This is a genomic window from Thermococcus celericrescens, assembly GCF_001484195.1.
In the GTDB taxonomy this organism is placed as follows: Archaea; Methanobacteriota_B; Thermococci; order Thermococcales; family Thermococcaceae; genus Thermococcus; species Thermococcus celericrescens.
This window is the reverse complement of record NZ_LLYW01000050.1, coordinates 1-14,975: the sequence shown is the minus strand read 5'-3', so window position 1 is coordinate 14,975 and position 14,975 is coordinate 1. Positions and strand designations below refer to the sequence as shown.

Genomic DNA, 14,975 nt, shown 5'->3' with positions numbered 1-14,975 from the left:
TCTAATTCCGGTGGTACCATGGAGCAATTCATCCTCTCCCTCGACGAGGGAACTACCTCGGCTAGAGCAATAATCTTCGACAGGGAGAGCAACGTTCTAAGCGTCGGCCAGTACGAGTTCCCCCAGCACTACCCCAAACCCGGCTGGGTCGAGCACAACCCGGAAGAAATTTGGGACGCCCAGTTCAGGGCCATCAAGACCGCCTTAGAGAGGGCCAAGGTTGAGCCAAGCCAAATAGCGGCGATAGGCGTTACCAACCAGCGCGAAACGACGATAGTCTGGGACAGGAGCGGTAAGCAACTCCACAACGCGATAGTCTGGCAGTGCCGGAGAACGGCTGAGATGGTGGAGGAGATAAAGAGGGAATACGGTGATGTAATCAAGGAGAAAACGGGCCTCGTGCCTGATGCCTACTTCTCGGCCAGCAAGCTGAAGTGGCTCCTCGATAACGTTCCCGGTCTGAGGGAAAAGGCCGAGAGGGGAGAGGTTCTCTTTGGAACTGTCGATACCTTCCTAATCTACCGCCTCACCGGCGAGCACGTCACAGACTACTCCAACGCCTCAAGGACGATGCTTTTCAACATCAGGAGGCTCAAATGGGACGATGAGCTTCTCGAAATCTTCAATATCCCCGAGGAGGTTCTGCCCGAGGTCAGGGAATCGAGCGAGGTCTACGGCTACACTAAGAGTGAACTCATCGGTGCGGAGATACCCGTCAGCGGCGACGCGGGCGACCAGCAGGCGGCACTGTTCGGCCAGGCGGGATTCGAGGCAGGAATGGTCAAGGCCACCTACGGAACGGGGAGCTTTATCCTGGCCAACACGGGGAAGACCGTCCGCTACTCCGACAACCTGCTCACGACAATAGCGTGGGGACTCAATGGGAAGGTCACCTATGCCCTCGAAGGGAGCGTCTTTATAACCGGTGCCGCTGTGCAGTGGCTCCGCGACGGAATCAGGATAATAAAGAGCGCGCCCGAGACCGAAGAACTCGCGAGAAAACTTGAGAGCAACGAAGGTGTTTACTTCGTCCCGGCCTTTGTTGGACTCGGTGCCCCTTACTGGGATCAGTTCGCGAGGGGGCTGATAATCGGCATAACGCGCGGAACCGGCAGGGAGCACCTCGCGAGGGCAACTTTAGAGGCCATAGCCTACCTGACGCGCGATGTGGTCGAGGAGATGGAGAGGCTCGTCGGAATAAAGGAGCTCCGCGTCGATGGAGGGGCGACTGCGAACGACTTCCTGATGGAGTTCCAGGCGGACATACTCAACAGGCGCGTCGTCAGGCCCGTCGTGAAGGAGACCACAGCTTTGGGAGCGGCATATCTGGCCGGCCTCGCCGTCGATTACTGGGGGAGCCTCGAGGAGATAAGGAGCCTGTGGAAGGCGGAGAGGGTCTTCGAGCCGACGATGGACGAAGAAACGAGGGAGCGGCTCTACCACGGCTGGAAGGAGGCTGTGAAGAGGGCGATGGGCTGGGCGAAGGTTGTTGGAGTCTGACGAACGCACGGCTCCGGTCTCCTTCTTTTTTTGACATTTTTCTTCTCCAAGCCTCGCCCTTTGGGGTGGGTTACGAACAACCACCCAGCTAGCCCTTAAGCGGGAAAGCGATACTCTTTTAAAGCCTAAAATTCATACCATGCTTTGATATGAAGAGGACAGTAACGGTCAAACTCCAGCCCTCAAAAGAGCAGGAGAAAATCCTTTTTGAATTAGCTCACGCTTCAGCAGTAATCTGGAACAAGCTCAACTACCAACGCTTGAGACAATTCAAAGAATTCGGCAGGATTGATTTTAACGGGACTGAAAAAGAAGCTTATCACGAGTTCAAAAACTGGGTTGGAGGTTCGACAGTTCAACAATTGGCCAGAAAGAACGCCGAAAGCTGGAGAAGCTTCTTCCAACTCAACAAGAAGAAAAAGAGTGGGGAACTGCCAGAATGGTTCAGGCCGAAACCTCCGGGGTTCATTGGGGAAGAAAACGGAAAGAAACTGTTCATTATCCCGCTTAGGAACGACCAGTATAAGATTGACGGGAACGTTATTGGGTTGAGGCGCCTCGGGAAGTTTGGAAGGCTGAGAATCCAGTTTAAAGGAAAAATTCATCTTAAAGGCAAGCAGGGGCGGTTGGAGATAACTTACGACGAGGTAAAGCGGAAATGGTACGCTCACATCAGCCTTACCGTTGAGGAAAAACTACTCAACGGAGAATGGGTTGAAGTTCCAAGGCAACCGTTGGGCAACGTTTCAGCAGGGATTGACCTGGGAGTGAACAATTTAATGGCAGTTTACGTTGAGAGTGGAGAGAGCTTCTTGGTCAATGGCAGACCCTTAAAGAGCATTGCATTTTACTGGCGGAAGAGAATAGCCGAGTATCAGTCCAAACTCAATAATTCTGGCTGTAAAAAGAGTAGGAAGCTCAAAAGAATGCACGAGAAGGCTAAACTACAAGCAAAACACTACATCAACACTGCCGTAAGGCAGACTGTGGAGAAGCTCTACCGCCTTGGGGTTAGCAAAATTGTCGTGGGTTACCCGAAGGGGATAGCCAGAAACTCTTATAGGAGCAGGAAGCAGAATTTTATCCTCTCTCACGTCTGGCGGTTCAATACCGTGATTCAACGGCTCAAGGAAGTGGCTGAGGAGTATGGTATCTCTGTTGTGGTTGTGAACGAGGCTTTCACTTCTCAATCTTGCCCTCTCTGCGGCCAACGCCATCCTGATGGGAGGATTTTCAGGGGTTTGTTTAAGTGCCGTGGAGAGGGCGTTGTTATGAACGCTGACCTTGTTGGAGCGTTTAATATCTTGAAGAAGGTTGTGGAAACCATAACCCCGAGCCTCTCGGCCTTGGCTGGCGGTAGGGGTAACTGGCCTAAGACCGGGCCGGAGGGGTTCTTTGAACCTCCTTCAAAAGGGGTGATGAGAACCCCTCAAACTTCCCCGCCCTTGAGTTAGGGGGTTCCCCCGACAGAAACCCCATCCTTCAGGACGGGGAGGAGGTCATGTACATGCAAAACCTGAAGTTACTGGCAGGGCAGACGCCATATCTGTTCATTTGATGAGTGTCCACCCATGTCCTTCCCCCTCATGCCCAGAGCTGTTCTCTCCCCCCTTTTCAGCCAAACTTAAGGTTAAGGAAAGCTTTAAAACGATGAAAATCCTTTCTCAAGTTAAATCGGGGTGAAGAGCATGAAAACGAAAGTTGCCATAATAGGCGCGGGGATTAGTGGGGCCAGTATAGCGCGCGTCCTGAGCCGGTACGAGAACCTCGAGGTTCACCTAATAGAGAAGGCCCCGGACGTTGGCTGGGGCGTCAGCAAGGCGAACACGGCTTTGATCCACGGGGGTTACGACGATGACCCGGAGAAGTATCCGACGAGGGCGAAGCTGTGTATAAAGGGAAACAGGCTCTGGCACCAGTGGGTGAAAGAGCTTGAGATTCCCCACATCTGGAACGGGGCCCTGATAGTCGCAACCAGGGAGGAGGACTTCGACGAGCTTGAGAGGCTTCTGGAGCGTGGAAGGCAGAACGGCGTCCCAGAGATGAGAATTGTGGACAGGGAAGAGCTCTTCCACCTCGAGCCGAACCTGACCCCTGAAGCGATAGGCGCCCTGTGGGTTCCGATAGTGGGACAGATTGGGCCGATTCCAGCCGTTATAGCGATAACCGAGAACGCGGTAGCTAATGGCGTAAAAACCCACCTCGAGACAGAGGTCACCGGCATAAAGGCCGAGAACGGCGAGGTTAAGGGAGTTGAAACTAACAACGGCTTCATTGAGGCCGATATCGTCATCAACGCCGCGGGCCTCTACGCCGACAGGGTAGCGAGAATGGCGGGCATAGATTACTTCGAGATACACCCGAGGAAGGGAGAATACTGGCTCTTCGACGAGGGAATCCCCGGACCGAGGAGGGTCCTCTTCCCGACCCCAACCCCGATAAGCAAGGGAATCGTAGTAACAACCGAGATATCCGGCCATCTGATGATAGGGCCGAACGCCCAGGATCTGCCGCCCGAGGAGAAAGAGGATCTCGCCACCACCCGGGAGGGGCTTGAGCAGGTCTGGGAAGGGGCAAAGAAGCTCTGGCCCCAGCTCCCGCCGAAGAGCAAGGTCATCAGAACCTTTGCCGGATTAAGGCCAGAGCCCAGCGGGGGAGACTTCATAATCAAAGCGGAGGAAGAGGTCTGGGGCTTCATCAACGTCGCCGGAATCCGTTCGCCAGGACTGACGAGCGCTCCAGCGATAGCCTACGAGGTTGCCGAGATAATCGGGCGCGACCTCGGGATAAAACTGGTCGAGAAGTCCAAATGGAGCCCCTACAGGAAGGAGATAAGCCACCTCTTCATGATGAGTCCCGAGGGAGTGAACGAGGCCGTAAAGAGGAACCCCTCCTACGGAAAGGTGGTCTGCAGGTGCAACAACGTGAGCGAGGGGGACGTGCTTGAAGCCATCGAGAGGATGAAGTTCATAGGCGTTAAAACGCCAAGCGTGGATTCCGTGAAGTTCAGGACGAAGGCAACCACCGGGACATGCCAGGGGAGCTTCTGCAGGCCGAAGATAGTCATGCTCCTCGCGAGGGAGTACGGCGTTGAGCGTGGAAGGTTACCCTGAAAGGTAAGGGAAGCGAGATTGGAGTGGGCGACGTCAAGGCCCTTCTCAGGGGTGATGCCTGATGTTCCCGGGGATTCCGATGCTGAACTACGATGTTGTGGTCATCGGCGGCGGACCCGCCGGCATGGCGGCCGCGGTAAGGGCTAAGGAGCTGGGGCTGAACGTTCTCCTCCTGGATGAGAACGACTACCTGGGAGGGATACTCCCCCAGTGCATACACCCCGGCTTCGGACTGCACTACTTCAGGGAGGAGCTAACCGGCCCGGAGTTCGCGGCGAGGCTCGCGAAGAGGCTGGTTGAACTTGGGGTGGAATACAGAACCGCCGCGAGGGTTATGGAAATCAGAAACTACTCCGACCTGGAGAAGGTCGTAATCTTCACATCTCCAAGCGGGGCTTATCAGGCGTGGGCCAAGGCAGTCATATACGCCGCCGGCGCTCGCGAGAGGCACGCCTTCGAGATAGGAATAGTCGGCGATAGGGTTGCCGGAATCTACACCGCAGGGGAGGCACAGACGCTTATGGACATCTACGGGGTAATGCCGGGCAGGGAGGTTGTGATAGTCGGTTCCGGCGACGTCGGCCTGATAATGGCGCGCCGCTTCGCCCTTGAAGGAGCGAAGGTGAAGGCCGTCATCGAGTTAATGCCCTACCCAGGTGGATTGGCCAGAAACGTTATGATTCTGAGGGACTTCGAGATTCCCCTTTACCTGAGCCACAAGGTTGTCGAGGTGCGGGGCAGGGGAAGGGTCGAGAGGGTGAAGGTAGTAAAAGTGGACGAGAACCTCAACGAAATCCCCGGAAGTGAGTTCTGGATCGAGGCGGATACACTGATTATCTCCGCCGGACTGGTTCCGAGCGTCAAGAAGCTGACGGCCATAGGCGTTGAGATCGACCCATCCACCGGTGGGCCGGTTGTGAACGACAGGCTCGAGACGAGCGTTCCCGGGGTTTTCGTGGCTGGAAACGCGCTCCTCATCAACGACCTCGTCGATTACGTTGCAGAGCAGGGAGAGCTGGCGGCCGAAGGGGCGAAGGAGTTCATCGAGAACGGCGGAATAGGGAGCAGGAAATGGATCGGGGTTGAGAAAGGAGAAAACGTCCGCCTCCTCGCCCCACACCGCCTCAGCGGGGAGCGCGACGTTTACCTCTACCTGCGCGTCGCCAGGCCAATGGAAGACGTCGAACTCAGGATCCCCGAGGCCGGGAAGCGCGTAAAGCTCTCCCTGGCAACGCCGGCCGAGATGCTCAGGGTGAAGCTGAAGGCGGAGGAGATCAGGGATGCAGAGAAGCTTACCGTCGAGGTGGTGAGGGAATGACGAAAACGTACCGCTTCACGTGCATCGTCTGCCCCCTTGGGTGCTCTATTGAGGTAAGGGTTGAGGACGGGAAGGTCATAGGCGTCACCGGGCACACCTGCCCCAGGGGGCAGGAATGGGCAGTGGAAGAGGCCACCAACCCCAAGAGGGTCATCATGAGCGTGGTTAGGGTTAAGGACGGCGCACTACCAACGGTGAGCGTTAAAACCGCGGAGCCGGTACCGAAGGAGCTGATTCCGGAGCTGATGAAATTCCTGGCGGAGTTGAAGCTCGAGGCACCTGTGGAGATCGGGGAAGTCGTTGCCGAGTGGAACGGAATAAAAATAGTGGCTACGAGGGGGGCTTAGCCCCCTCACCAGAATATTTCCTCGAAGTCCCCCGCGCGCTCAATTCCCAAAAAAAGTTTGCAAAAAGTGGAAAGCCCTCTCTAAGAACACTCACGTTCAGGATTAGGATATCAGCGCTTCCACGGCCCGAGCATCTCGAAGCTCCCGCGGATTTCCGTGACCTCGTCCATGTTCCAATCAGTGTAGTGCATCTCGCGCCTCCATGTGAAGCGTCCACCCTTAAGTCCGCCGTCACCGTCCACCCGGAGAAAGGCGACTATTTCGTACCTCTCCTCGACCCTGCTCCCGTTCTCGATGGTCCCAACGGCGTAGCTATCGGTCCCCCTGAGAACGACGCGGATTTCATATTCATCTCGCCCGACCTTCTCGATTCCCTCAACCGTGCCCTCCTTTAAAACCCAGCTCGCGAAGTTGAGTGCATTCCACTCCACGCCTTTGCTGTTGAGTACAACGTCCCAGTTGAGGTCGTAGAACTCCTCGCCAGGAAACGCCCTGATAAGCGAGGTTCTGTTACCCGAAGTCACCCTCCAGAAGGCGCTCCCGTTGTCATAGTTCACGCAGGCAAGGATTTCCTTCTCAGTGAGATTGTCGGCAAGCTCCGCCCTCCAGCAGAAGGAGTTCTGGCCCCCAATGGCATCGAGAACGTCCTCCACAGATGGCCTTCCCAGCGTCCCATCCACCACGGCCCAAACTGCCAGCACTACGAGAACAGCCACCGCGGCCGCAACCGCCGTTTTTCTCATCACACCCACCGAAAAAAGTTTGAAAATGGAAGGCTATAAAGGTTACCATCCAGGGATGGAATCTCACAGCGCCTCAAACTTCTGCAGGAATATCCTGAGGTCCGTTCTGAAGGGTTCCTCGGCCCGCTCAATCTCCTCGTTCAGAAACTGGAGGAAGTTCTCTCTATCGGTGGCCTCCTCCCAGAGGCGCTTTACCAGATTCTCCAGCCGATCATAATACTCCACGTAAGGTCTGGCTTCAAATAGAGCCTCCTCTAGCTCATTCACAGTCCGTCCCTCCTCTTGAACCAGTAGTACCACAGCCTGCTCCTGTCCTCCGCCTGTCCCAGGAGGAGGAAGTAGCGGAGCAGGGCAAGGTTCAGGATTATGAAGAATATCAGCAGGATGTTGTACGCGGGGACGCCAGCACTCATGAACGCGTAGTAGTCCCAGATGAAGTGCAGAAACATCGCCAGCAGGAAGTACGAGGCCGTGGAGGTCATTTTGCCCTCCGCCTTCATGCCGTAGGCCACTCCTATCACGGCACTCCATGTGGCATGGGCGAGGGGGGTGAGGAACGCGCGCATCACGGTTACTCCGAGACCCCAGCCGAGGCCGTAGAGGAAGTTCTCCGTCGCGGCGAAACCGAGGCCCGCAGCCACGCCGTAGACGAGGCCGTCCATTATCCCATCCATCTGTCCCGCCTTGAATGGCCAGCGTATAGCCAGCGCCTTGGCGGGTTCTTCCACTATTCCGGCCACGAGGGCGACGTAGAATGCAGACGCGGGCAGGAGGGGCTGAATGGCTCCACCGAGGGTCAGAAAGCTCTCCAGAATGAACGCTATCCCAACCGAGAGCGTCCCTCCCAAGATGAATGTGCCCAGGACGTACCTCCTCGGCTCGGGCTCGTACCTGTCGGCGTGATAGAAGTACCAGAGTATCGCCAGTGCTGGCCCGTACGCAAAGAACACCAGACCGCTGAACGCATCCACCGCAGATCCACCAAAAGAAAATGGGGGAAGTGGGATTTAAAGGTTTAGCATCCACTCAGGAAGTCTGCCAGGTCGATACCCTGTGCACTGAGGTACTCGACGAGCTCCTCGGGCGGCTCAACCACGGCGGCGTTGGGGTTCCTGACGTCTATCGTGATCACGTCAACCCACTTGGCGCCATCCTTCTCGTAATAGACGGTTTTCTTTATCTCAACCGGAATCAGGTCCCTAGTGAGCCTGACTTCGATTCTGGTCCGGTATGCGTTCGTCACGTTGGGCCCAATCGCGGTGCCGCCGGTCTCATTGGCGTAGATAACATAGTAATCCCCATCCTCGATGACCCTGACGTTATCGATGTTAAGGATCTCCCAGAGCCCGCTGAGGATCGTGGAGTTGAAATCCTGCCCTTCACCCGGTCCGTAGCACGAGGCCTCCCAGGTCACGGTGCCGTTCCGGTCGAAATAGCTTGCGTAGCCGCTGGAGGTGGTGTAGTAATAGCTCCTATAATACGAGCCGCCGCCTACGGAGCTGTTCGAGAAGGTGGAGACGGATTTGAGCTTCCTCTCAAAGTCAATCGCACCCTCGTTCGAGAGCTGGGCCACGAGTTTTGTTCCGTTGTAGCTGTCCACGTGCATGGTGTACTCGTAGCTCTTAAGGGATTTTATGGCGTTTTCCATATCATCGGGGGTAAAAGGAAGGTTCGCGGCGGTCGTCGTGGTCGTGGTTGGAGCAGGGGTCGTCCCGCCCCCGGAGATGCAGCCCGCGGCAAAGACCACCAGAACAATGAACAGGCCAATGTAAAGCTTCCTCATTCCATCACCCGAGATAACTCCCCCACGGGGTATTAAAAGGTTAGCATCGCCCCCAGGGGTGTTCCGGTGCCAGTGAGGTTTCTTCTTCGCAGCTCAAATTTTGTTAAGGGAACCGAAAAGGTTTTAAATCCGTCCACCAATGGAACATCGGTGAGTAGAAATGCCCCATATTGGGTTTGCAAGGAGTCCGTACGGACCGGCCAAAACCTACGAACTGATCATGGATGAACTAAGAAAGCGCGGTTTTAGAATAGGGTTCTCAAAACATCACTGGATGGGGGATGCCCCATTCGGGCTTGTTATAGTGGAAACCGAAAGGGGGGCGATAGCCATCAGGTGGAACATCGGGGATGCTTTCACCATTAGACTCGAAGAGGTTAACGACGACGATTGGGATGGTTTTGTGGAGGATACCCTCGAATACCTCAGCGGCGATTGATGTAGTGAATCCCAGTGGCATTCATTAGCTCCCGCACTTTTTCTATGTCCAGCAGGGCATAATCATCGTTCATTGGGGGTGCGGTGAATCCTATGTAAGAGCCGTTGACAAAGCGCCAGTTACCGAGTTGCTGGAAGTAAACGTCGTTTCCCCCAGTAGAACTTTTGCTGACCCATATTTCGATCGAGAGAACGTCTGGGCGTTCCGTGAAATTAACGGCAAGAACTCCGTACCTCCGGACGTTGGTGCAGTTCTGGACTTCAAAATTCAGCCCAAGTGAATTCAACGTCCCCCCGTCCAGCTCATATACCGTGAGCTTTCCAGGGTGGTCAAAGGAATATATGTACGCCACCATGCAGTCCGTCAGAATAGAGTCTTCCACGACGAACTGCCAGCCCTTCTGGGCATCGGGATTTTTGACCCCCAGATAAATCGCGCTAACATTCGGGGGAGGTGGGCTGACGTCCCCGATGATGTTATCCCACCACGGCCCAACACCTAGGATGACCATGACCGCAAAAATCACCAGCAGTCCGATTACCACCTTATTCCGCATAACCCTCATCACCCTTAATATTCCACATTCAAACTAAAAAAGTTTCTGGGCATATCAGCGTTTTGTTTTAACGTTCTCAATGACGTCGAATATACTCCACAGGTCCCTTATGACGTGGAGGTGAGGTATCAGGGCCAGTTTTTCGGGGTTCTTCTCCACGAACCTCGCTGTGAACGGGAAGTAGTACCAGACGTACTCGGTGTTCTCGTCGCCGTGGCCCACGAAGCGCCAGGGCTTGTCGTCCACCCAGATGAAAACGTCATCCCCGTACTTCTCGCGAACAAGCCGGAACGCCTCATCTATGGTCATATCGTGGCCAAAGACGATGACGTCGTCGAAGAGGTCGTAGATGCCCATCCGCTTCAGGCGCCGCACCTTCATGCCATCGATGAAATCCTCCGCCGAGAAGGAGAGGACCACGTGGCCATCCTCCCTGAGCTTCTTCAGCAGTTCGATGGAGTCGTCAATGGGCTTCGTGAGCTCGGCCCTCTCCTCGAACCATGTCTCAAAGAACTTTGTGCGTAGGAAGAACGGCGGCCTGCTTTTCTTCTTGTGCTTTCCAAAGGTAGGCCTCTCAAACTGGAGCTCGATTTTAGTCAGGAGCTTCGCCCAGACGGCCTTTCCGGGAAGCCATCGGTAGCGCCTCTCGAGCGCACGCTGAAACGCCTCCCCAATGCACGAGTACGTATCCGCTAGAGTTCCGTCGAAGTCGAAAGCGATTATCATGACGACCCCCTTACTGGGGAGGAAGATGGACATTTAAGCGTTGTCCCGGTGACTTTTCCATGTCGGATGATACAGCATGACCCAGAGGACTCCAAAGGCTATAACCTCAGTAACTCGAAAAAGCTTTAATCCTGCGTTACTTTTTCTTTTTGAAAGCCTCGCCCTTCAGGGCGGGGAGGAGGTCAGATCTACACCTACGTGAGCAAGGACGACTGGCTCGACGACGACGTGGACGGCTGGGCCATAAGGAACATCGAACTCCACGCCAACTTCGACGTGAATGCGCCGAGCGGCTTCAAGACCCTCGACGGCAGGGCCTACAGCAAGGTTCAGTGGGCGGTCTACGAGACCATGCAGTACGACATAAGGGCCATGGCCGGACTCATGGAGAAGTTCTTCGAGGACGTCGGCGTTACTGGCTGAGGCCTTTTATCCCCCTATTTTTTCCTCCGACATTTTCACCCGCGGCACAAAGCATATATTACTGGTACTTCAACTTTCAACGAGCGTCTTAAAGCTCAGAAGGTGATAGGTATGGGTAGGCACTACCTTCCAAACTCGGCCCATAAGGATGAAATGCTGAAGGAAATCGGATTCACATCGATTGAAGATCTCTTCTCTGACGTCCCGAAGGGAATGGTTCAGAAGTTCAACCTGCCCGAAGGGAAGAGCGAATACGAGGTATTCACAGAACTCAGCGAAATTCTAAGCAAGAATAAAACCGTCCTCGAGATGCCGAGCTTCCTCGGCGCTGGAACCTACTTCCACTACGTTCCAGCCCACGTCAAGTACCTCATAGAGAGGAGCGAATTTTTGACGGCCTACACCCCCTACCAGCCGGAGGTAAGCCAGGGCATGCTACAGGCCCTCTTCGAGTACCAGAGCATCATCGCCGAACTGGTCGGCCTCCCGATAGTCAACTCCTCGATGTACGACTGGGGAACGGCTATGGCCGAGGCCGCCCTGATGAGCGCCCGCGTGACGAGGAGAAATAAGTTCATCGTTCCCAAGGCACTCAGCCCCGAGAAGAAGAGGGTTCTCGGAACCTACACCGGTGGCCCCGGCCTCGAGATAGTCGAGGTTCCGTGGGACGAGAGGGGACAGCTTGACATTGAGAAGCTCAAGGAGGCGGTTGAAGGCGCCGCCGGGGTCTACATCGAGATGCCCAACTTCTTCGGACTCCTCGAGGAGAACGTAAGGGAGGTCGGTGAGATAGCCCACGAGGCAGGGGCGCTCTTCGTGGTCGGCGTTGACCCAACCATACTCGGGATAGTCGAGGCGCCGGGAGAGCTTGGGGCCGACGTGGTGGTCGGCGAGGCCGCTTACTTTGGAAACCCCATGAACTTCGGAGGTCCGAGGGCCGGAATATTCGCGGTCAGGAATGACAAAAAGCTCATCCGCCAGATGCCCGGAAGGATAATCGGCATGACCAAGACGGCCGACGGGAAGAGGGACTTCGTGATGACGCTCCAGACCAGGGAGCAGCACATAAGGCGCGCCAAGGCGACTTCCAACATCTGCTCGAACGAGGCGCTGGTCGCGGTAGCGGCCGCGATACACCTTGCCACCCTCGGGCCGAGGGGACTGAGGGAGCTTGGCGAGATCATTCTGAAAAACACCGCCTACCTCAAGAGGCGCCTCGGTGAGGTTGGAGAGGTGGCCTTCGACGGTGTAAACTTCAAGGACGTGCCGGTTAAGTTCGAGGTTCCCTACGACGTCGTCCACGAGAGGCTCCTCGAGAGGGGCATACACGGCGGCTACTACATAGGCGGCCACTTCCCGGAGCTGGGGGAGACGGCGCTGTTCGCGGCGACCGAGACGACTAGGAAGGAGTGGATTGATGCCCTCGTGGAGGCCCTGAGGGAGATAATAAGCGAGGCGGAGCTGTGAGGTGGTGAAAATGTTCAGACAGGCCAAATGGGATGAGCCGACCATTTTCGAACTCTCGCGCCCCGGAAGGATTGGTTACACTCTTCCCAAGCCGATCGAGGAGATAGACGTTGAAATCCCGGAGAAGCTGAGGAGGAAGAGCCAGCTCAACCTCCCCGAGCTCAGCGAGCCTGAGGTTGTGAAGCACTACACCAGGCTGAGCGAGATGAACTACGGCGTTGACAACGGCATCTATCCCCTCGGCTCGTGCACCATGAAGTACAACCCAAAGATAAACGAGGAGATCGCCTCCCATCCGGGCGTTGCCTACGTCCATCCGTACCAGGACGAACGGACCGTCCAGGGAGCGCTCAGGATAATGTGGGAGTTGGAGCAGTGGCTGAAGGAAATAACCGGAATGGACCGCTTCACGCTCCAGCCGGCGGCTGGGGCGAACGGCGAGTTCACGGGCGTTTCGATAATAAGGGCCTACCACCTTGACCGCGGCGACACCCAGAGGACGGAGATGCTCGTTCCGGATTCAGCGCACGGGACCAACCCTGCAAGTGCAGCTATGGCCGGCTTCAAGGTCGTAGAGATACCCTCCAACGAGAACGGCACCGTTGATCTGGAGGCCCTTGAGAACGCCGTAAGTGAGAGGACGGCCGGTTTGATGCTCACCAACCCCAACACGCTCGGCATCTTCGAGGACGAGATACTCGAGATAGCGAAGATAGTCCACAAGGCCGGAGGTCTCCTTTACTACGACGGCGCCAACCTGAACGCAGTCCTCGGCAAGATAAGGCCGGGCGACATGGGATTCGATGTTGTCCACCTCAACCTCCACAAGACGTTCTCAACACCTCACGGCGGCGGTGGACCGGGAAGCGGGCCCGTTGGCGTCAAGGACTTCCTCAAGGACTACCTGCCGGTTCCGCTCGTGGGCTACGATGAGGAGCGTGGTTATTACCTCGACTACGACGTGCCAAAGAGCATAGGCAAGGTGAAGGAGCTCTACGGCAACTTCGCGGTGATAGTCAGGGCCCTGACCTACCTCAAGATAATGGGCAGGGAAGGCCTCAGGGAGGTCAGCGAGATAGCGGTTCTCAACGCCAACTACCTCACCCAGAAGCTGAAGGGAACGCGCGGCTACGAGCTGCCGCACAAGGAGCTGAGAAAGCACGAGGTCGTCTTCTCGGCAGAGCCCATGAAGAGAGAGACCGGGGTTAAGGCCCTCGACGTGGCGAAGAGGCTCCTCGACTTCGGCATGCACGCACCGACGATATACTTCCCGCTGATTGTGCACGAGGCCCTCATGATAGAGCCGACCGAGACCGTCAGCAGGGAGGAGATAGACGCCTACGTTGAGGCCCTCAAGAGGATCAGCGAAGAGGCCTACACCAACCCCAAAGTAGTCAAGGAGGCGCCCCACAACGCCGCCGTTGGAAGGGTGGACGACGTTCTGGCGGCCAAAAAGCCCATCTTAAGCTGGAGAATGTACCTCCGGCTGAGGGAGAAAGGCGAGATTGATTACTGAGGTGCCTTTTCTATTTCCTTATCCCCGATGTTGTCCAGAAAGATTTTTAAAGGAAGGGCACAAATATGTAATAGAAAACTTACACATGGGTGATTCATATGGCAGTTGGGGTTGGACGTGTTGAGAACACCGGATATGAGGTTGGATTTGATGAGTACGTTGTCCCAGTGAGGGGGTTCCTCCTCCAGAGGGGCAAGCTAGCGGGAATATACGTGAAGGGCAGAATAATCCCAGTAACCGAGGAGCTCCCCAAAGAGGTTCACCAAGCCGTTGTACAAGGCCGTGTCAAGAAGGAGATAACGGTGAGGGAGATACGCTACGGTGAAGAGGACGTAATAGAGGTTCTCATAGAAGCTGACTACCAGAGCCGGACCATCTTCACGACGAGCTGAGGTTCATGCCTCTCACCTCCAACACAATCCACAGCGGTTTTAAGCGGGCAACTTATCCGACGAATTTTGGTCAAAAAGCGTTTCCAAAAGCTTCACCAAAAGTTCGTAGCTCTTCTCCAGGTTGCACTTTGGAAAGGTGGTTTCTCAACTCAAGGCCAACGTTTCAGGTGAGAACCATTTTGGTGTTCCTGTTGAAGGGGTTTAACTCCAAAAGACGCCCGAAGGGCGTCAAAAAAGCAAACCCCTTGTACGGGAGTATTTTAGAGTTGTTCTCCGTGTTAAACGCTCCGATAATGAGAAACCACTTGAAAATTGACACTTCCAGAAGGGGCTACGAACCTTGATCAAACTTCGCCTTCGCGAAGTTTGTTAGAATGGAGCCCCGGGCGGGATTTGAACCCGCGACCGGCGGATTACAAGTCCGCCGCCCCACCAGGCTAGGCTACCGGGGCACGGTTTAAAGACTCCCCGGGGAAAATATAAAGTTTTCGCAGCCGGTTCTCGCGCCATGTTCCACAAAAATGACTGACATCCTTCATTGGGGAGCACCGTAAGATTTATAAATCCCCCCCATATTCCCTACATTGGGTCGTGCCGCCGTAGCTTAGTCGGTAGAGCGCCGGACTGTTAATCCGGCGGTCCCCGGTTCGAG

General features: G+C 55.6%; 15 protein-coding genes, 1 tRNA gene and 1 pseudogene. 10 read left to right on the top strand and 7 right to left on the bottom strand.

Translation table 11 applies throughout. The features are described 5' to 3' along the window. Nucleotides 1-18: 18 nt before the first annotated feature. The 5 genes and pseudogenes from glpK to APY94_RS11915 all read left to right on the top strand — a co-directional run bounded on the left by glpK (nt 19) and on the right by APY94_RS11915 (nt 6,278). Complete coding sequence (gene glpK / locus APY94_RS11935; protein WP_058939837.1) at nt 19-1,500, top strand: glycerol kinase GlpK; 1,482 nt, start codon at nt 19-21, stop codon at nt 1,498-1,500. A gap of 149 nt (nt 1,501-1,649) precedes the next feature. Further along, nucleotides 1,650-2,954 carry an RNA-guided endonuclease InsQ/TnpB family protein gene (locus APY94_RS11930; RefSeq protein ID WP_058939836.1) on the top strand — a complete coding sequence of 435 codons (1,305 nt, stop codon included), beginning with the start codon at nt 1,650-1,652 and terminating at the stop codon, nt 2,952-2,954. 234 nt (nt 2,955-3,188) lie between these two features. Beyond that, nucleotides 3,189-4,675: pseudogene (locus tag APY94_RS11925) on the top strand (FAD-dependent oxidoreductase). Further along, entirely contained in the window at nt 4,675-5,931 is a 1,257-nt protein-coding gene (locus tag APY94_RS11920) for an NAD(P)/FAD-dependent oxidoreductase (protein WP_058939835.1), read from the top strand. Before APY94_RS11925 ends, APY94_RS11920 begins: the two are co-directional and overlap by 1 nt. Beyond that, nucleotides 5,928-6,278 carry a DUF1667 domain-containing protein gene (locus APY94_RS11915; protein WP_058939834.1) on the top strand — a complete coding sequence of 117 codons (351 nt, stop codon included), beginning with the start codon at nt 5,928-5,930 and terminating at the stop codon, nt 6,276-6,278. The genes APY94_RS11920 and APY94_RS11915 overlap by 4 nt, the downstream gene beginning before the upstream one ends. A gap of 110 nt (nt 6,279-6,388) precedes the next feature. Here the strand turns inward: APY94_RS11915 and APY94_RS11910 are convergent, their stop codons facing one another. From APY94_RS11910 to APY94_RS11895, 4 genes are all read right to left on the bottom strand, one after another. Beyond that, nucleotides 6,389-7,021 (bottom strand): hypothetical protein, encoded by a 633-nt coding sequence (locus APY94_RS11910; protein WP_058939833.1) that lies wholly within the window; start codon nt 7,019-7,021, stop codon nt 6,389-6,391. A gap of 63 nt (nt 7,022-7,084) precedes the next feature. After that, on the bottom strand, nt 7,085-7,288 hold the full coding sequence (locus APY94_RS11905) for a hypothetical protein (RefSeq protein ID WP_058939832.1): 204 nt from the start codon (nt 7,286-7,288) through the stop codon (nt 7,085-7,087). Next, nucleotides 7,285-7,992 carry a PrsW family intramembrane metalloprotease gene (locus tag APY94_RS11900; RefSeq protein ID WP_058939831.1) on the bottom strand — a complete coding sequence of 236 codons (708 nt, stop codon included), beginning with the start codon at nt 7,990-7,992 and terminating at the stop codon, nt 7,285-7,287. Before APY94_RS11900 ends, APY94_RS11905 begins: the two co-directional genes overlap by 4 nt. Before the next feature lie 44 nt (nt 7,993-8,036). Beyond that, nucleotides 8,037-8,804 (bottom strand): hypothetical protein, encoded by a 768-nt coding sequence (locus APY94_RS11895; protein WP_058939830.1) that lies wholly within the window; start codon nt 8,802-8,804, stop codon nt 8,037-8,039. 160 nt (nt 8,805-8,964) lie between these two features. Here APY94_RS11895 and APY94_RS11890 point away from each other — a divergent pair, with 160 nt between their 5' ends. Next, nucleotides 8,965-9,243: a hypothetical protein gene (locus tag APY94_RS11890; RefSeq protein ID WP_058939829.1), complete on the top strand. Its 279-nt coding sequence runs from the start codon at nt 8,965-8,967 to the stop codon at nt 9,241-9,243. On the opposite strand, the gene APY94_RS11885 is transcribed toward APY94_RS11890, so the two are convergent. Further along, the gene (locus APY94_RS11885; protein ID WP_148882587.1) at nt 9,230-9,808 is read right to left on the bottom strand and encodes a hypothetical protein; all 579 of its coding nucleotides are present in this window, start codon (nt 9,806-9,808) and stop codon (nt 9,230-9,232) included. The two genes, APY94_RS11890 and APY94_RS11885, sit on opposite strands and share 14 nt — an antisense overlap. A gap of 45 nt (nt 9,809-9,853) precedes the next feature. Further along, nucleotides 9,854-10,525: an HAD family hydrolase gene (locus APY94_RS11880; protein ID WP_058939827.1), complete on the bottom strand. Its 672-nt coding sequence runs from the start codon at nt 10,523-10,525 to the stop codon at nt 9,854-9,856. A gap of 198 nt (nt 10,526-10,723) precedes the next feature. Here APY94_RS11880 and APY94_RS11875 point away from each other — a divergent pair, with 198 nt between their 5' ends. From APY94_RS11875 to APY94_RS11860, 4 genes are all read left to right on the top strand, one after another. Continuing rightward, nucleotides 10,724-10,948 carry a hypothetical protein gene (locus APY94_RS11875; protein ID WP_058939826.1) on the top strand — a complete coding sequence of 75 codons (225 nt, stop codon included), beginning with the start codon at nt 10,724-10,726 and terminating at the stop codon, nt 10,946-10,948. Between the two features lie 111 nt (nt 10,949-11,059). Beyond that, a complete protein-coding gene (gene gcvPA, locus APY94_RS11870; protein ID WP_058939825.1) occupies nt 11,060-12,415 on the top strand; it encodes an aminomethyl-transferring glycine dehydrogenase subunit GcvPA in 1,356 nt (451 codons plus the stop codon). 10 nt (nt 12,416-12,425) lie between these two features. After that, nucleotides 12,426-13,931, top strand: a complete 1,506-nt coding sequence (gene gcvPB / locus APY94_RS11865; protein ID WP_058939824.1) for an aminomethyl-transferring glycine dehydrogenase subunit GcvPB — start codon at nt 12,426-12,428, stop codon at nt 13,929-13,931. 98 nt (nt 13,932-14,029) lie between these two features. Beyond that, complete coding sequence (locus tag APY94_RS11860) at nt 14,030-14,323, top strand: hypothetical protein (protein WP_058939823.1); 294 nt, start codon at nt 14,030-14,032, stop codon at nt 14,321-14,323. 375 nt (nt 14,324-14,698) lie between these two features. Here APY94_RS11860 and APY94_RS11855 read toward each other — a convergent pair. Next, nucleotides 14,699-14,775, bottom strand: a tRNA-Thr gene (locus APY94_RS11855). Nucleotides 14,776-14,975: the final 200 nt, after the last annotated feature.